17 protein-coding genes are annotated in these 17,390 nt (G+C 43.4%); all 17 read left to right on the top strand.

Annotated features, from left to right (window positions below):
• Positions 1 to 60: 60 nt before the first annotated feature.
• The 17 genes from cls to DQM55_RS00845 all read left to right on the top strand — a co-directional run bounded on the left by cls (position 61) and on the right by DQM55_RS00845 (position 17,364).
• A complete protein-coding gene (gene cls, locus DQM55_RS00765; RefSeq protein ID WP_111675162.1) occupies positions 61 to 1,596 on the top strand; it encodes a cardiolipin synthase in 1,536 nt (511 codons plus the stop codon).
• Between the two features lie 183 nt (positions 1,597 to 1,779).
• Positions 1,780 to 1,920, top strand: a complete 141-nt coding sequence (locus tag DQM55_RS00770) for a hypothetical protein (protein ID WP_111675163.1) — start codon at positions 1,780 to 1,782, stop codon at positions 1,918 to 1,920.
• A 38-nt stretch (positions 1,921 to 1,958) separates the two neighbouring features.
• Positions 1,959 to 3,506, top strand: coding sequence for a heme transporter CcmD (locus DQM55_RS00775; protein WP_111675164.1), 1,548 nt, complete (start codon positions 1,959 to 1,961; stop codon positions 3,504 to 3,506).
• A 222-nt stretch (positions 3,507 to 3,728) separates the two neighbouring features.
• Positions 3,729 to 5,924: an anaerobic ribonucleoside-triphosphate reductase gene (nrdD, locus tag DQM55_RS00780; RefSeq protein ID WP_111675165.1), complete on the top strand. Its 2,196-nt coding sequence runs from the start codon at positions 3,729 to 3,731 to the stop codon at positions 5,922 to 5,924.
• Between the two features lies 1 nt (position 5,925).
• Entirely contained in the window at positions 5,926 to 6,066 is a 141-nt protein-coding gene (locus DQM55_RS00785; RefSeq protein WP_172454687.1) for a hypothetical protein, read from the top strand.
• A gap of 52 nt (positions 6,067 to 6,118) precedes the next feature.
• Complete coding sequence (locus tag DQM55_RS00790) at positions 6,119 to 6,616, top strand: GNAT family N-acetyltransferase (RefSeq protein ID WP_111675167.1); 498 nt, start codon at positions 6,119 to 6,121, stop codon at positions 6,614 to 6,616.
• Between the two features lie 9 nt (positions 6,617 to 6,625).
• Positions 6,626 to 7,171, top strand: coding sequence for a GNAT family N-acetyltransferase (locus DQM55_RS00795; RefSeq protein WP_111675168.1), 546 nt, complete (start codon positions 6,626 to 6,628; stop codon positions 7,169 to 7,171).
• Complete coding sequence (gene nrdG, locus DQM55_RS00800; RefSeq protein ID WP_172454688.1) at positions 7,137 to 7,736, top strand: anaerobic ribonucleoside-triphosphate reductase activating protein; 600 nt, start codon at positions 7,137 to 7,139, stop codon at positions 7,734 to 7,736. Before DQM55_RS00795 ends, nrdG begins: the two co-directional genes overlap by 35 nt.
• Positions 7,737 to 7,974: 238 nt before the next feature.
• Positions 7,975 to 9,447 (top strand): LCP family glycopolymer transferase CpsA, encoded by a 1,473-nt coding sequence (gene cpsA, locus DQM55_RS00805; protein WP_462885281.1) that lies wholly within the window; start codon positions 7,975 to 7,977, stop codon positions 9,445 to 9,447.
• The gene (cps4B, locus tag DQM55_RS00810) at positions 9,444 to 10,175 is read left to right on the top strand and encodes a capsular polysaccharide biosynthesis protein Cps4B (RefSeq protein ID WP_002905549.1); all 732 of its coding nucleotides are present in this window, start codon (positions 9,444 to 9,446) and stop codon (positions 10,173 to 10,175) included. The genes cpsA and cps4B overlap by 4 nt, the downstream gene beginning before the upstream one ends.
• Positions 10,176 to 10,182: 7 nt before the next feature.
• On the top strand, positions 10,183 to 10,878 hold the full coding sequence (locus DQM55_RS00815; RefSeq protein ID WP_002894051.1) for a Wzz/FepE/Etk N-terminal domain-containing protein: 696 nt from the start codon (positions 10,183 to 10,185) through the stop codon (positions 10,876 to 10,878).
• A 10-nt stretch (positions 10,879 to 10,888) separates the two neighbouring features.
• Positions 10,889 to 11,587: a polysaccharide biosynthesis tyrosine autokinase gene (locus tag DQM55_RS00820; protein ID WP_002905547.1), complete on the top strand. Its 699-nt coding sequence runs from the start codon at positions 10,889 to 10,891 to the stop codon at positions 11,585 to 11,587.
• A gap of 38 nt (positions 11,588 to 11,625) precedes the next feature.
• On the top strand, positions 11,626 to 13,002 hold the full coding sequence (locus DQM55_RS00825) for a sugar transferase (protein ID WP_002905546.1): 1,377 nt from the start codon (positions 11,626 to 11,628) through the stop codon (positions 13,000 to 13,002).
• Between the two features lie 30 nt (positions 13,003 to 13,032).
• Positions 13,033 to 14,205, top strand: a complete 1,173-nt coding sequence (gene cps2T / locus DQM55_RS00830) for a beta 1-4 rhamnosyltransferase Cps2T (RefSeq protein ID WP_002905545.1) — start codon at positions 13,033 to 13,035, stop codon at positions 14,203 to 14,205.
• 3 nt (positions 14,206 to 14,208) lie between these two features.
• Positions 14,209 to 15,366, top strand: coding sequence for a glycosyltransferase family 4 protein (locus DQM55_RS00835; protein ID WP_002905544.1), 1,158 nt, complete (start codon positions 14,209 to 14,211; stop codon positions 15,364 to 15,366).
• A gap of 2 nt (positions 15,367 to 15,368) precedes the next feature.
• Positions 15,369 to 16,367: a Stealth CR1 domain-containing protein gene (locus DQM55_RS00840; RefSeq protein WP_002905543.1), complete on the top strand. Its 999-nt coding sequence runs from the start codon at positions 15,369 to 15,371 to the stop codon at positions 16,365 to 16,367.
• A 34-nt stretch (positions 16,368 to 16,401) separates the two neighbouring features.
• Positions 16,402 to 17,364 (top strand): glycosyltransferase family 2 protein, encoded by a 963-nt coding sequence (locus tag DQM55_RS00845; RefSeq protein ID WP_002905541.1) that lies wholly within the window; start codon positions 16,402 to 16,404, stop codon positions 17,362 to 17,364.
• Positions 17,365 to 17,390 lie beyond the last annotated feature (26 nt).

Genomic DNA, 17,390 nt, shown 5'->3' on the forward strand with positions numbered 1-17,390 from the left:
CGTTGTTTTAAGGCAGTTTTACTGATATACTAGAATATATGCAATGAGATAGGAGAGTGTATGACTTTCAGGAAATTCCGCTTATTAATGTCAAAATACGGTTTCAGCATTATTATTATGCTGCTGGAGCTGGTCTTTGTCTTTGTTGCGTTTTTCTATTTTAATGAGATTGCACCCAACTGGCTGTCAGTGGTCATGATTGTTTTCCTGTATATTGGGACCATTTTAGCCATTGTCAACCGCAATATGCCGCCGGAGAGCAAGGTGACCTGGCTCCTGATTGCGGTGGTGCCAATCTTTGGCTTCCTGCTCTATCTGATGTTTGGCGAGCGACGGCTGTCTAAAAAAGAAATGATCCAGCTGGAAAATATGGACTCCATGAAATTTCGTGAGGACAACAGCTACGATCTTCGTGTCCAGCTGAAAAAGAAAAACAAGTCAGCCTACGGTATTATCAAATCACTGCTGAGTATGGACAATAATGCAGATGTCTATGACGGTACAGCTTCTCGCTATTTTCCCATCGGTGAGGCGATGTTTGAGGCCATGCTGGCTGATCTGCGGGCTGCTGAGAAATTCATTTTTCTGGAGTTTTATATCATCGATGAAGGACTGATGTGGAACAGTGTTCTGGATATCTTGGTCGAAAAAGCCTCGCAGGGCGTTGAAGTCAAGCTGCTCTATGATGATATTGGCTGCATGGCTACTTTGCCGGGCGATTATACCCGTAAGCTGCGCAAGATGGGCATCGAGGCTTATAAGTTTAACAAGGTGATTCCGCGGATGACGGTATCCTATAATAACCGTGACCACCGTAAGATTTTGGTGATTGATGGTCAGGTTGGCTATACTGGCGGTATCAATCTGGCTGACGAGTATATCAATCATATTGTTCGTTTTGGACACTGGAAAGATGGCGGTGTACGCTTGGAAGGTCGGGCAGTCAAGGCTCTGACGCGGCTCTTTCTCATGAACTGGTACATCAACCGCGGGGAAATCACAGACTTTGACAAGTACCATCTGGAAAATAAAGCTGTCGAAGGCAAAGGGCTTTACATTCCCTACGGCAGCGGGCCTAAGCCTATTTATAAGGGTCAGGTTGGCAAAACGGTCTATCAAAATATCATCAGTCAGGCTACGGACTATGTCTACATTACCACGCCTTATCTGATTATTGACTATGACCTGACGGAGGATATTAAGAATGCTGCTATGCGGGGAGTGGATGTCCGCATCGTGACTCCTTTCATTCCGGACAAGAAGCTGATTCAGATTGTTACCCGCGGAGCCTATCCGGATCTGATGGAAGCAGGGGTTAAGATTTTTGAGTACACGCCAGGGTTTATCCACAGCAAGAATGTGGTGGCCGATGATGAATTTGCTGTGGTAGGGACGATTAACTTTGACTACCGCAGTCTGGTGCACCATTATGAAAATGCAGTCCTGATGTACCATACGGAGAGTATCCCAGCTATCAAGGTAGATTTTGAAGCAATTTTTGAGGCTTCTGAGGAAATTCTTCCTGAAAATCTCGATAGCAGCTGGTATCGTCGCTTTATCAAAGAAATCATGCAGCTCTTTGCTCCGATGCTATGATGGCAGAGTTGAGCAAGTTATGCAGTTAAATAAAAAGAAGATCTGAGGCAGAGCTCTGTCTCAGATTTTTTGCTTGTGCTTTTTCTAATCGTGTTGAGATGTGTTCTTGTCATTTTTGCTTTTATGTAGGTACGGATTTTTGCTTTGTTTTTACGAATGTAAAAAATAAAGGAATTTTTTAAGATGATGGAGAAAATTTCTAACCAGCCGCTTGCTTATGAAACGAGAGAATACCGCTGTTTTCGGGAATTGGAGGAGCTGGCTAGAAGCTATAATGCTCAGAAGAAGAGTCAAGAGAAAGCTGACAGGAGGACAGGAATTTGATATACTAGATGGGACTGATATCAAGGAGAATATTTTATATGCATGATACAACGGAAGAAAAAGTTTTAGAGGTTTCAGAGGAGCAGCTGACTAGGGCTGAAAGGTCTGAGCAAAAAATTACCAAGCCAGAGCCGACGCCCTATTTTTTGACGCTCTTGTGCAGTTTGGCTATCAGCCTGCTGAGTGTGGTTAATCCTTTTTTGACCAATCTAGCAACGAATTTACAAAGCCAGAACCTCTATGCCGGCTGGGCCATGACTCAGGGGCAGGTGCCTTATTCGCAAATATATGGGACTAGTGGCCTGCTTTACTATCTGATGGCTTGGACCAGCAGTCTAGCTTTTGGGCAGCTTTTGTGGATGGTCTTTCAGACGCTGGCTCTGTGGCTGGCTGGACTTTTCCTGCACAAGACCTTGGTGCTCTTACAGCCTAAACAGGATTTATCGCGCAGCCTCCTGCTGCTCTTTTACCTGCTAGTCTTTGCCCTTGGATTTGGTGGCCTTTACTCTAGTATTTTTGTTCTGCCCTTTATTTTTTGGAATCTTTCTTTCTTGGTGCGCTATCTGCAGGATTCGATCAAGGATGAAAAGTTCATTCTTTATGGGGCTTTCGGAGCTCTTGCTTTTATGATTGATCCGGTTTCCAGCCTAGTCTTCTATTCTTTGACTGGTCTGGTGCTTTTGGTCTACAATATCGTAGCTAAGCGTGTGGCTCGAGGCTTCTATCAGCTTTTAGCTGGTCTCTTTGGCTTCTCAGTGATTTTTTATCCTATCGGCTACTTTACTGTTGCCAATCAAACCTTTGGCCAAGCCATTAGTCAGGTGACCTATGCTTGGGATTCCATCAGCTTGGTTGGCAGTCATAGTATTTCTAATCTGATTTATTATGGCTTGTTGACTCTTGGTTTGGGTTTTATCTCTGCTTTGGGTGCCAATCTCTTTTCAAGAGAAAAGGGGCAAGCAACCAGCCTGCGCGTCTTGCGCTTTATCGGTCTGCTAGGGCTCTTCATTACTGTCTTTGCAGCTTTTATCCTGCCAGATCAAGGCAGTTATCAACTGCTTCCGGCTCTGCCTTTTGCCATGATTCTTTTTGCTTTGTGGTTCAATAAAGGCAAGCAGCAGGCACCGGGGCGTCACCGCAGGGATCGCCGTCGCCCTACGATGTGGACTTCTTATCTTTCAGGCCAGTTCTTTCTGCCACTCTTAGCCATCTTTTATCTGATTGGTTATCCTTTGGTGAATGAGTATATCCTTTCCAGCGGTGTCTCTGCTGAAAGAAGTAAAGCGGCTCAGTATATTAAGGAAAAGACCAAGGATGGGGATACTATCTATGCCTGGGACACCTCGGCTAGTCTGTATCAAAAGAGCGGCCGCCTATCAGCTGTTTCTCTCTTGTCTCCAACTTTGTATGTGGGAACGGCTGAAAATCGTTTGGGTCTTCAGAATGGACTTGAAAACAGCCAGCCCAAGTATATTTTGGTCAACAATGATGTCAAACTGCTGTCGGATGCGAAACAGCTAATTTCCAAAAATTATAAGGAATCTGACCTCAAACTCGACCATTTCAAGCTTTATCAACTTAAGTAGTAAAAAATCAATATGTTGTGTATAAAAAGAAAAAATAACTTTTTTGCCACAACATATTGATTTTTAATTTTAACGTGCTATAATGAGTCTTGTATCGACTTATTTATAAAATACTGTTCTTTGGATGAACTGCTGTCGGAGATTTCTTGGAAATTTCTTCGCAAGCGATAGGTTTAAAGAGACTTGATTTGTCCTAAGGGCAGAGAAAAGGAAGTGTTCGTGATGATTTTAAGGGAAGAGAAGTTTGAAACTGCTCCAGCGATTTATGTGGAGAAGCGGGATGGCCGCAGAGTGGCTTTTGATGTGTCAAAGATTTATAAGGCTATGGTGCGGGCGGCTCAGGAAGTCGGTCCGCTGAATCCAATGCTGGAAGCCAAGCTAGAAGCTATCACAGACCGCATTGTGGCAGAAATCAGCAGTCGCTTCGCTAAGTATGTCAAAATCTATGAGATTCAGAACATCGTTGAGCATGAGCTTTTGAATGCCAAGGAATATGCCATTGCAGAGAACTACATCACTTACCGCACCCAACGGGATTTTGAGCGCTCAAAAGCGACTGATATCAACTTTACTATTGACAAGCTCCTCAACAAAGACCGCACGGTAGTCAACGAGAATGCCAATAAGGACAGTGATGTTTTCAATACCCAACGGGATTTGACGGCTGGGATTGTCGGCAAATCCATCGGCCTTAAGATGCTGCCGCCTCATGTGGCCAATGCTCACCAGAAGGGGGACATCCACTACCATGATTTGGATTATAGCCCTTATACGCCGATGACTAACTGCTGTCTAATTGACTTTGACGGCATGCTGAAAAATGGCTTCAAGATTGGGAATGCAGAAGTAGAGAGTCCCAAGTCTATCCAGACCGCGACAGCTCAGATCTCGCAAATCATTGCCAATGTAGCTTCCAGCCAGTACGGCGGTTGTTCGGCCGATCGGATTGATGAAGTCTTGGCGCCTTATGCTGAGCTTAATTATCAAAAGCATCTCAAGGATGCGGAGCAATGGGTCTTGCCGGATAAGCAGAAAGAGTACGCCTGGGCGAAGACCAAGAAGGACATCTACGATGCCATGCAGTCGCTGGAGTATGAGATCAATACTCTCTTTACCTCTAACGGTCAGACTCCTTTTACTTCGCTGGGCTTCGGGCTGGGAACCAATCGTTTTGAGCGGGAGATTCAGAAGGCTATTCTCAATATCCGTATCAAAGGTTTGGGAAGTGAACATCGGACGGCTATCTTTCCTAAGTTGATTTTCACTCTTAAGCGTGGCCTTAATTTAGAGCCTGGAAGTCCCAACTACGATATCAAACAGCTGGCGCTAGAATGTGCGACGAAACGGATGTATCCAGATGTCCTTTCTTATGATAAAATCATTGATTTGACTGGCTCTTTCAAGGTTCCGATGGGCTGCCGTTCTTTCCTGCAAGGCTGGAAGGATGAAAATGGACAGGAAGTCAACTCCGGCCGTATGAATCTAGGTGTCGTTACTGTCAATCTGCCGCGGATTGCGCTTGAATCCGAGGGGGATTTGGATAAATTCTGGGAACTCTTTAACGAGCGGATGAATATCGCTGAAGATGCTTTGGTCTACCGAGTGGAGCGGACCAAGGAAGCCAGTCCAGCCAATGCACCGATTCTTTATCAGTATGGGGCTTTTGGCCAACGCTTGGGCAAGTATGATCAGGTAGACCAGCTCTTTACTCACCGTCGTGCAACGGTTTCCCTAGGCTATATCGGTTTGTATGAAGTGGCAGCAGTCTTTTACGGTGGCGACTGGGAAACTAATCCAGAAGCCAAGGACTTTACGGTTGCTATTGTCAAAGATATGAAGCGTCGGGTGGAAGAATGGTCCGAGCAGTATGACTATCATTTCTCTGTTTACTCGACGCCATCTGAAAGTCTGACCGACCGTTTCTGTCGCTTGGATACAGAGAAGTTTGGGGTCGTTCCGGATATTACTGACAAGGAATACTATACTAATTCTTTCCACTACGATGTGCGCAAGAATCCAACGCCTTTTGAGAAACTGGACTTTGAGAAGATTTATCCTGAAGTAGGAGCCTCAGGCGGCTTTATCCATTACTGTGAATATCCTGTGCTGCAGCAAAATCCAAAAGCACTGGAGGCTGTCTGGGACTATGCCTATGACCGAGTCGGCTATCTGGGAACCAATACACCGATTGACCGCTGTTACAAGTGTAACTTTGAGGGGGATTTCACGCCGACCGAGCGGGGCTTCACCTGTCCAAACTGTGGCAACAGCGATCCCAAGACGGTCGATGTAGTCAAGCGGACCTGTGGTTACTTAGGAAATCCACAAGCCCGTCCAATGGTCAATGGCCGACACAAGGAAATATCAGCTCGGGTCAAGCATATGAATGGCTCGACTATTAAGTACGAAGGAAATTAAGATGGGAAAGTATCAATTGGATGACAAAGGAAAGGCTCAGGTGCAGCGTTTCCATGAAAAACATTCGCAGGGCGGCAGCCGCAAAAAAGAGCGATTGGCCAAACTGCGTCAGCAATTTTTAGAAAAGAACAAGAAACAATAGAAGTCAGAGTGGGGCGCAAGGCGGTCTCACTCTCTTCGTATCAGGAGGAAGTATGGAGCTGAGACGACCGGAACTAGAAGACAAGGAAAAAATTTTAGAGATGCTGGCTGACTTTGAAGCAGCTGGTAGCCGACAGGACGGCTTCTTTGGCGGAGCAGATTTTGTCTATGAGGACTGGCTGGAGACGATTCAGCTAGCCGAGGCAGGTCTAGGCTTGCCGCAAGGTTTTGTGCCTTACATCCAACTAATCTCTTTTGCTGCGGATGGTCAGGCTGTGGGCTTTCTCAATCTGCGCTTGCGGCTCAATGACCATTTGCTCCAAGAAGGCGGGCATATCGGTTATAGTATCCGTCCCTCTGCGCGTGGGAAAGGATTGGCAAAAGAGCAGCTGCGACAAGGCTTGCAAGTAGCCAAAAGTAAAAATATAAAACGAGTCCTAGTGACTTGCGATAGTGACAATGCTGCCAGCCGGGCAGTGATTCTGGCTAATAGCGGAGCTTTAGAGGATGTTCGAGGCGGGAAAGAGCGTTACTGGATTGATGTCAATTAAGGAGGGAATATGGAGCTAAGACGACCAACTTTGGAAGATAAAGATGCGATTTTAGAGATGATTGCGGAGTTCGATGCTGCAAAATCTTATATGCATGGTGGCATGGGCTCCACTTGGAAGCGAGCAAAGGATTATGAGGATTGGTTAAAGATTGTAGAACAGAAGGAAGATGTGGCAAACTTGCCAGCAGGTTGGGTTCCTGCCATCCAATTTTTGTCCTTTGATGAGACTGGCTTGCCTCTGGGATTTTTAGCTTTACGCCTGTCCTTAAATGACAAATTATTTGTAGAGGGTGGGCATATTGGCTATTCTATCCGGCCCAGTCAACGCAGAAAGGGCTTTGCTAAGATGCAGCTAGAGCTAGGACTAGCAGAGGCTCGAAAGCAAAGACTAGAACGAGTGCTGATTACCTGCGATGAAGACAACGAAGCCAGTCGTCGCACCATTCTCTCTGCTGGCGGTGTTTACGAAAATACAATCGACAGAAGTCAGCGCTACTGGATTGATTTGGAGGATGAAGATGAACAATCCCAAACCTCAAGAATGGAAAAGTGAGGAGCTGAGTAAGGGGCGAATCATTGACTATAAGGCCTTTAACTTTGTGGATGGTGAAGGTGTCCGTAACTCTCTCTATGTCAGTGGCTGTATGTTTCACTGTGAGGGCTGCTATAATGCAGCAACCTGGTCTTTCAACGCTGGCATTCCTTATACCCAAGAGCTGGAGGAGCAGATTATGAAAGACTTGGCGGAACCCTATGTGCAGGGGCTGACCCTCCTAGGCGGCGAGCCTTTTCTCAATACAGGCATTCTCCTGCCCTTGGTCAAGCGGATTCGGAGAGAGCTTCCAGACAAAGATATCTGGTCCTGGACGGGCTACACCTGGGAGGAGATGATGCTGGAAACGGAGGATAAGCTGGAACTGCTGAGTTTGATTGACATTCTAGTGGACGGCCGTTTTGACCTTAGCAAGAAGAATCTTATGCTGCAGTTCCGCGGTTCTTCCAATCAGCGCATCATTGATGTGCAGAAGTCCCTTCAGTCTGGCCAGGTAGTCATCTGGGAGAATCTCAATGATGGCTTGCAGGCCTATGAGCAAGTTGACAGGGATAAGATGCTTTAAAAAAAAGCAAAATACTGATATAAAAGAGGTTTCACCTCTTTTTCTGTTGCCAAAAACAGTATAAAATATTGGTTTTTCGAAAAGGGAGAAGGAATTTACTGAAAATTAATACAGACTGTCCTTTTTTGTCAACAAATTTTGGAAAAAACTAAAATATTTTTAAATATTTTAGTTTATCATAATGCATTTATGATATAATAAAATGTATTTATATCTCAGGGGAGAAAAAGGGAGAATTATGAATCATCATAGGAGAAATGTGCCTGCTTCTAAAAAGGGGAAGAAGCTGAGGCTCTTTAATGTAGCTTTACTGACATTGGTAAGCTTGGTTTCAGGTTTGCTTGTTTTTTCTATATTTAAAAATAATGTTCTGGCGTTTCATCACCTGAACCTTATTTTGTCTGCTCTTTTGGCGGCTGTTATTTTACTGGCAGCCTTCTTTGTATGGAAAAATAAGTTCAAAGTCCTGACCACGGTGCTTTTGCTTGTGACCTTGTTGGTATCTTCAGGAGCCATGTACGGGGTCAAGGAGCTAATGGACTTATCTAGAGGTGTGAACTCCACCTCAAATTACTCTGAAATTGAAATGGCGGTTTATGTCCGAGCAGACAGCGACAAATCAGATGTGACCCAGCTGCAGAAGCTGACGGCTCCGACTGAAAATGGGGATATGGACAATGTGACGGCTCTTCTGGACCACATCAAGAAGACTAAAAAGACAGAACTCACTGTAGAAAACAGCTCGTCTTATATCGCAGCTTACAAGGCCCTTATGAATCAAGAGACGGAGGCCATTGCCCTCAATAGCTCGTTTGGAGATATGCTGGCTTCTCACGATGCTGACTATGCTTCAAAGATAAAGAAAATCTATACTTATAAAATTACCCGTCAGGTAGAGACCGGCAAACGGAGCGATGCTGCTGATGCGGATGTCTTCAATATCTATGTCAGCGGTATTGACACTTATGGGTCTATCTCATCTGTCTCACGCTCAGATGTCAATATTATCATGACAATTAATCGCAAGACCAAGAAAGTCCTATTGACGACAACTCCTCGTGATTCTTATATGGCTATTGCAGATGGAGGAGCTGGGCAGATGGACAAGCTGACCCATGCAGGGATTTATGGAGTAGATGCTTCTGTCCACACACTGGAAAATCTTTACGGCATTCGCATTGACTACTACGTTCGTCTGAACTTCACTTCCTTCCTCAAGCTGGTAGACCTGTTGGGAGGGATTGATGTTGAAAATGACCAAGAATTTACCAGCCGACATGGCAATCATCATTTCCCAGTAGGGAAAGTCCACATGAACTCAGATCAGGCACTAGGCTTTGTTCGCGAGCGTTACTCTCTTCAGGGGGGCGACAATGACCGCGGAAAAAATCAAGAAAAGGTTATCGAAGCAGTCATTAAAAAGCTGACTTCAACCAGTGCTTTGAAGAACTACAACGAGATTATTTCCGGCTTGCAGGACTCTATCCAGACCAATATGGAGCTGCCTGTTCTTATGAATCTGGTCAATACCCAGCTGGAGTCAGGTGGAAGCTATCAAGTTCAGTCACAAGCCATCAGCGGAAACGGTCGTATGGATCTACCATCCTACGCTATGCCAGATTCCAATCTCTACATGATGGAAATCCAGCCAGAAAGCCTTGATAATGCTAAGGCAGCGATTCAGCAGGTAATGGAAGGGAAAACACCATGATTGATATCCATTCTCATATTATCTTTGATGTGGACGATGGTCCTAAGAATTTTGAGGATTCCAAAAAACTGCTGGAAGAAAGCTATCGACAGGGAGTTAGGACTATTATCTCTACTTCTCATCGCAGAAAGGGCATGTTTGAAACGCCTGAAGAGACCATTAGCTCTAACTTTAAAATGGTAAAAGAACTGGCAGAGCTTGTGGCGCCTGACTTGACGGTTCTCTATGGGGCAGAGATTTACTACACCAGTGATGTGGCGGATAAGTTGGAAAAGGGGATTTTCCCTAGTCTAGCTGGCACACGCTATGTGCTGATTGAGTTTAGCATGGCAACTCCTTATAAGGACATCCATAAAGGCTTGGCTCAGATTCTGCGCCTAGGTCTGACACCGGTCGTGGCTCATATTGAGCGCTATCACTGCCTGGAAAATGATGAAAAGAAGGTGCAGGAACTCATTAATATGGGCTGCTATACTCAGATTAACAGCTCCAGTGTTCTAAAGCCTAAGCTGCTTGGAGACTCGCATAAATTTATGAAAAAACGGGCTCAGTTCTTTTTGGAGAAGGACTTGGTCCACTTTGTTGCCAGCGACATGCACAATCTAAGTCAGAGACCGCCCTTTATGAAGGAGGCCTTTGACATCGTCGCTAAAAAATACGGTTCCCGCCGGGCAGAAGCTCTCTTTGGCGGCAACCAAGCATTATTATTGAAAAATGAATTGATTTAGGGGAAAAATGGAAAAACAAGAAAAGCAAATCGTAGAAATCGATATTCTGTCCTTGCTGAGAGCCTTATGGCTGAAGAAATTTACCATCGTATTGGGAGCGGTGCTCTTTTCTTTGCTGGCTTTTGGCTACAGCGTCTTTATTGCTAAGAAAATGTATCAGAGTACCACACGCATCTATGTGGTCAGCCGTCAAAACGAAACGCAGGCAGCTTTGACTAATCAGGACTTGCAGGCAGGGTCTTACCTCGTTAAGGACTTTAAGGAAATCATTCTGTCACAGGCGGTTCTATCACAGGCAATTAGTGAGCTGAAACTGCAAACGTCACCAAGAGAGCTGACGCGTCACATCACAGTTTCCGTTCCGGCGGATACTCGTATCGTTTCGATTACAGTTAAAGATGACAATCCAGAGGAAGCGGCTCGCATTGCCAATGCCTTTCGTAATATCGCTGCTGAGAAAATCATCGAGGTGACAAAAGTTTCTGATGTGACAACTTTGGAAGAAGCAACAGTCCCAGCAGAGCCTTCTTCACCAAATATTCGGCGTAATGTTATCTTAGGATTTTTAGGGGGCAGTGTCCTGATGTCGATCTTTATCATCGCTGTCGAAATCCTGGATGATCGGGTGAAGAAGCCAGAGGACATTGAAGAAGTCATGGGCTTGACGCTGTTGGGCGTTATCCCAGATATGAACAGAATGTAAGGGAGAGAAAATGGCAACCTTAGAATTAGTTAGGAAAAAAAGAAACCTTGTCAAACTAACCGAGGAATACTACAACGCTCTGAGCACTAATGTACAGCTGAGCGGCGCCAATATCAAGATGGTCGAAATAAGCTCGGTGACGGCAAATGAAGGAAAGTCTACAACCTCAGTGAATCTCGCGGCCGCCTTTGCCAGAGCTGGTCATAAGACCTTGATGATCGATGCGGATATCCGCAACTCAGTCATGTCCGGTGTGTTTAGCAGTCAGAGAAAAGTATCAGGACTGACGGACTATTTGTCAGGACAGGCTGCCCTGCATGAAGTCATCAACGATACAGATCTGGACAACCTAGATGTGATCTTGTCTGGTCCGGTATCACCTAATCCGACGGGGCTTTTGCAAAGCAAGCAGTTTGAAGCACTTTTGACGGACTTGCGTGTTCGTTATGACTACATCATTGTGGATACTTCACCGATTGGTCTGGTCATTGATGCGGCTATCATCGCTCAGAAATGCGATGCCAGCTTCTTGGTGACACAAGCAGGCCATATCAAACGAAAAGCAGTCATGAAAGCTAAAGAGCAGTTGGAACAAACGGGAACTCCTTTTTTGGGTGTTGTCCTCAATAAATATAACATTGATTTGGAACGCTATGGTGCCTACGGAACTTATGGGGGATACGGCAGCTATGGCAATTATGGGAAATAATAGGGATTAAAGAGTTTTAGGATAATTGGGAGATTATTATGTTTAGAGACAGGAAGGAATTTCAAAAGGCAGAACTTGCCTTTGTTCAGCTTTTTGCTGTACTCTTTACGGGATTTTTAGTGAGTCCTTTAAGGGAAACGGAAATCAATCAGCACAGTATTTTAGTGCTTGCATTCTTGCATGTCATTGCTTTTTATGCCAGCGATTTTTGCTATGACATCCTGAAGCGAGGCTATTTAGAAGAGTTTATTTTCACTGTGAGATATAGTATTTTTTATAGTTTGGCAATTAGTTTTGCTTCTTTCATGATGCAAGATAGTTTTTCTATTTCTCGAAGAGGGCTTATTTACTTTGTCATTGTAAATGCAGCGCTAGTCTATTTTGTCAATTTGGCTTTTAAACGTTATCAGAAGACTGTTTATCCAAACTTGAAAAATAGTAAAAGAGTTTTTCTGATTACAACAGGCGATTCTCTGGATAAGGTCTTTGAACGCCTGCAAGAATCATTCGATATAGGGGGCAGGATTGTTGCGGTGTCTTTGCTAGATGATGCTCCGTTTAGCAATCCCAATGTAAAAATCGTTCCTAAAGAAAAAATCGTTTCATTTGCAACGCGTGAAGTAGTGGACGAAGTGTTCATCAACCTGCCAAATGAGGAATATAACATTGAAGGATTTATTTCACAGTTTGAAGCAATGGGAATCGATGTTTCTGTCAATATCAATGTTTTCGATTTTATCTCTATGGGAGAGAAACGGGTTCGAGAAGTTGCAGGCTTGAGTGTGGTCACTTTTTCAACAAACTTTTACAAGTATGGCCATGTGTTAGCAAAACGCACGCTGGATATTATTGGTGCTCTGGTTGGTCTCTTCTTCTGTGGTTTGGCTGCTCTTGTTTTAGTTCCGCTTATCAAGAAGGATGGTGGACCTGCTATCTTTGTCCAGGAGAGAATTGGGAAGAATGGGCGTCGTTTCAAGTTCTATAAGTTCCGGTCTATGTACACTGATGCTGAAGAGCGGAAAAAAGATTTGTTGGCGCAGAATACGATGGTTGGAGGTATGTTTAAGGTCAATAATGACCCACGGATTACGCCTATCGGCCGCTTTATCCGTAAAACCAGCTTAGACGAACTGCCACAGTTTTATAATGTTTTAATTGGGGATATGAGCTTGGTTGGGACACGACCGCCAACTGTGGATGAGTACGAGCAATATACACCAGAGCAAAAACGGCGTCTTAGTTTTAAGCCAGGAATCACAGGTCTTTGGCAGGTTAGCGGCCGTAGTCAAATTACAGACTTTAATGAAGTGGTACGCTTGGATGTTGCTTATATAGATGAATGGACGATTTGGTCAGATATCAAAATTTTGCTAAAGACATTTAGAGTCGTATTGGCTAGAGATGGAGCAAAGTAGGGGGAATTGTTTTTCGGAGTTAGGAGGAGTATGAAAAAGTCAGTCTATATCGTGGGATCTAAAGGTATCCCAGCTAAATATGGTGGATTTGAGACCTTTGTTGAGAAGCTGACCGCCTGCCAGAAAAATTCTAATATCCAGTACTATGTGGCTTGTATGAGGGAGAATTCAGCCAAGTCTGGGATTTTAGAGGATACTTTCGAGTATAATGGAGCTATATGTTACAACATAGATGTGCCTAAGATTGGCTCAGCTCGAGCGATTGCCTACGATATTGCTGCGCTAAATAAGGCTATTGAGCTAGCTGAGCAGAATCAAGATTCTGAGCCAATTTTCTACGTTCTAGCTTGTAGAATTGGCCCTTTTATCGGAAACATCAAAAAGAAAATCAAAGCACTGGGCGGCAAGCTCCTTGTCAATCCCGATGGTCATGAATGGCTGCGAGCTAAATGGAGCATGCCAGTACGCAAGTATTGGAAAATTTCTGAAGCACTGATGGTTAAGCATGCAGATCTCTTAGTTTGTGATAGTGAGAATATCGAATCTTACATAAAAGCAGACTATGTGAGATATGCTCCAAAGACAACTTACGTTGCCTATGGGACAGATACAAGCAGATCTGAGTTGTCTGCTAACGAAGACAAAGTTCGATCATGGTATCAGGAAAAAGATATTGCTGAGAATGAGTATTACTTAGTTGTTGGGCGCTTTGTGCCAGAAAATAACTATCAAGCCATGATTAAGGGGGCTATGGCATCTCATTCTAAAAAAGACTTTGTCCTGATTACCAATGTTGAAGAAAACAAGTTTTACAATCAGCTGCTCAAAGACACAGGATTTGATAAAGATCCAAGGATTAAATTTGTTGGAACAGTTTATGATCAAGAATTGCTCAAGTACATTCGGGAGAATGCATTTGCCTATCTTCATGGCCACGAAGTTGGCGGAACAAATCCGTCTCTTTTGGAGGCCTTGGCATCTACTAAATTAAATCTCTTATTGGATGTTGGCTTTAACCGTGAGGTTGGTGAAGACGGGGCCATTTATTGGAAAAAAGATGAGTTGGCTCGTGTCATTGAGGAAGTAGAAGGATTTGATCAGGCAGCAATAACTGACTTGGATTTCAAGTCAAGTCAAAGAATCCTCTCAGCTTTCACATGGGAAAAGATTGTGTCAGATTATGAAGAAGTTTTTAAAGGATAGGGAATGAAACGGATTTTATACTTGCATGCTGGTGCAGAAATGTATGGAGCAGATAAGGTTTTATTGGAATTGATCAAAGGATTGGATTCCAAAGAATTTGAAGCTCATGTCATCCTGCCAAATGATGGTGTTTTAGTCGAGGCCTTGCGTCAGGTTGGGGCTCAGGTCAGTGTGTTGGATTATCCGATTTTACGAAGGAAGTATTTTAATCCCAAAGGCATTGTAGACTATATCCGCTCTTATCATTTCTATGCTAAGCAAATCGCCCTCTATGCTCGAGAACACAGTATAGATATGGTTCACAATAATACAGCGGCTGTTTTGGAGGGCATCTATTTGAAACGCAAGCTCAAGCTGCCTTTGATTTGGCATGTTCATGAGATTATCGTCAAACCCAAAGCTATTTCTGACTTTATCAATATGCTCATGGGACGATATGCAGACAAGATTGTGACGGTGTCCCAAGCGGTCGCTAATCATATCAAGCAGTCTCCCTTTATCAAAGATAGCCAAGTGGAAGTGATTTATAACGGTGTCGATAATGCTGTCTATTATCCAATGGATGCGTCTTCTATTCGTGAAAAATTTGATATTGCGCAAGATGCACTTGTGATTGGCATGATTGGTCGGGTCAATGCTATCAAAGGACAAAATGATTTCATAGAAGCAGTCGAGCCACTTTTGGAAAAGAATGAGCAAGCGGTGGCTTTCCTAGCTGGAGGTGTTTTTCCTGGTGAAGAATGGCGTTTAGAAGAACTAGATAAGAGAATAGCTTCTTCATCTGTTGTGTCACAAATTCATCGTATTGATTACTACGATAAGACTTCTGAACTTTATAATATGTTTGATATCTTTGTCTTACCAAGTATAAAACCTGATTCCCTACCTACAGTAGTCCTAGAAGCCATGGCTTGTTCAAAACCAGTTGTTGGTTATAACAATGGGGGAATAGCTGAAATGGTAGTAGATGACAAAAGTGGTTGCTTAGTCAAATCAAATCGTCCTCGAGAACTTTCTAATGCCATTTCTCTCTTACTAGATAGTTCTGAAAAAAGAGAAAAATTTGGGCGAGTAGGATATCAGAGACAAAAAGAGCTGTTTTCTTTGGAGAGTTACATCAAGAACTTTTCGGAGTTGTATAAAACAGATAGAAAAGATTAGTTATGAATAAAATAGATTTTGTTGTTACTTGGGTTGATGGGAATAATCCTGTGTGGCAAGAAAAAAAATCAAGCTATGATGGCTCGGTTAATACTTCTAAACAGAGTATGAATTCAGTCAAGGCTTACCGAGAATGGGGGACCTTTAAATATTGGTTTAGAGGAGTTGAAAAATTTGCTCCTTGGGTCAATAAGGTCTACCTCGTGACCGACCAGCAAAAGCCAAGCTGGTTAGATATAAATAGTGAAAAATTGGTGTTGGTAGATCATACAGAGATTATCTGTAATGACTACCTGCCAGTTTTTTCTGCCAATCCTATCGAAAGTAACATCCATCGAATCCCTGGTCTCTCAGAGCATTTTGTTTTTTTTAATGACGATATGTATTTGACAGCTCCAGTCGAGCCGACAGATTTTTTCTCAGAGGATGGTTTACCCAAATATAATACGGCTCTTTCACCGATTATTCCTGAGCGATATGGAACGGGGAATTTTCAGATAAATGACATGGAGATTGTCACTAGCTATTTCAGTCGAAATGAAATTTTGAAGAATGGCCAATTCTTTGATCCAAAGCAGGGATTAAAAAGTATCGTTAAGTCGCTACTATACAGAAATAGTCAGTTTATCTGTGGTTTCTGGGAGAGTCATCTGCCCTATCCTCTACTAAAATCAACGATGAACTTAGTATGGGAAAAGGAAAGAGCTGTCTTGGAAAGAACCTCGGCTAGTCGCTTTAGAAATCCATCTGATACCAATGTTTGGCTCTTTAAGTATTGGCAGATTGCCAGTGGTCAATACGCTGTCGGAAATCCAAAGTTGGGGGGACTCTTTTCTTTGGATAATGCCGGACCAGATTTTTGGAAGATATTAAATTCTGGTAAATACCAAATTATGTGTATTAATGACGGACACAATGTTCAAGATGAGGAACAGGTGATGGCAGACTTTATCAAGGCTATGGACCAACTGCTTCCAGATAAAAGTTCATTTGAGATTTAAACAGTAAAACTAAATAAGAGAAAGAAAAGAAAAGATGATTTCGGTAATTGTGCCTGTTTACAATGTGGAGGACTATCTTCATTATGCCATGGAGACTTTGGAACATCAGACTTATAAGGATATGGAAGTCCTCTTGATTGATGATGGATCGAGTGATGGATCAGGACTCTTATGTGACCAGTATGCCCAGCAATATGATTGGGTGACTAGCTACCACAAGGTCAACGGTGGCTTGTCTGATGCTCGGAACTATGGGGTCTTGAAAGCCAAGGGTGAATGGATTACTTTCCTAGATCCAGACGACTATTTGGAACCTTGCGCCTTGGAATTGCTGGCAGAGCTACAAGGTCGTACCCAAGCAGATATGGTTAGTGGTAAAGTAGAGCCAACAGCTCACTATCATCGTTATCAAAATTTTCACTTGGATCAGCTTGATTTAGATCAAGTTAAGGTCTATGACAAGGCAAAGGCTCTAACTGAGATGCTCTATGGAGACCTTGTAACGGTCTCTGCTTGTGGGAAACTCTATCGGAAAGAACTTCTTGAGAAAATCCCCTTCCCCAAGGGGCGCATTTACGAAGACCTCTATGTTATCAGTGAGCATCTCAACCAAGCGCAATCCGTGGCCTTGTTCCATCTTCCGATTTACCATTATTACCATAGACCTGGTAGCATTACTGCCTCAGCTTTCACGCCAAAACAATACGAGTTTTACGAAGCAATTGATCATTTAAAAGAGGTTGTGAATGCAATCTATCCTAAGAGTTCAGAACTCCAAGAAGCCATCATTTCACGCTTCTTTACAGGAAGTCTTCTTATCTTTACGATGATTCGGGATGGAAATCCAGCAGAGTTCAAGCGTCTTCAGGAGAAGACGAGATCCTATTTGCCTCTTGTCTTGAAGAATGCTAGAGTTAGTAAGAAACGTAAGATTCTCTATATTTTGATTAGTAGGTATCCACGCCTCTACTTTTACTTTAAAAAGTGGAAGAAATAAACGACTGAATGAAAGAAGTTCAGAGA

The organism is Streptococcus sanguinis (assembly GCF_900475275.1).
Classification (GTDB): domain Bacteria; phylum Bacillota; class Bacilli; order Lactobacillales; family Streptococcaceae; genus Streptococcus; species Streptococcus sanguinis_N.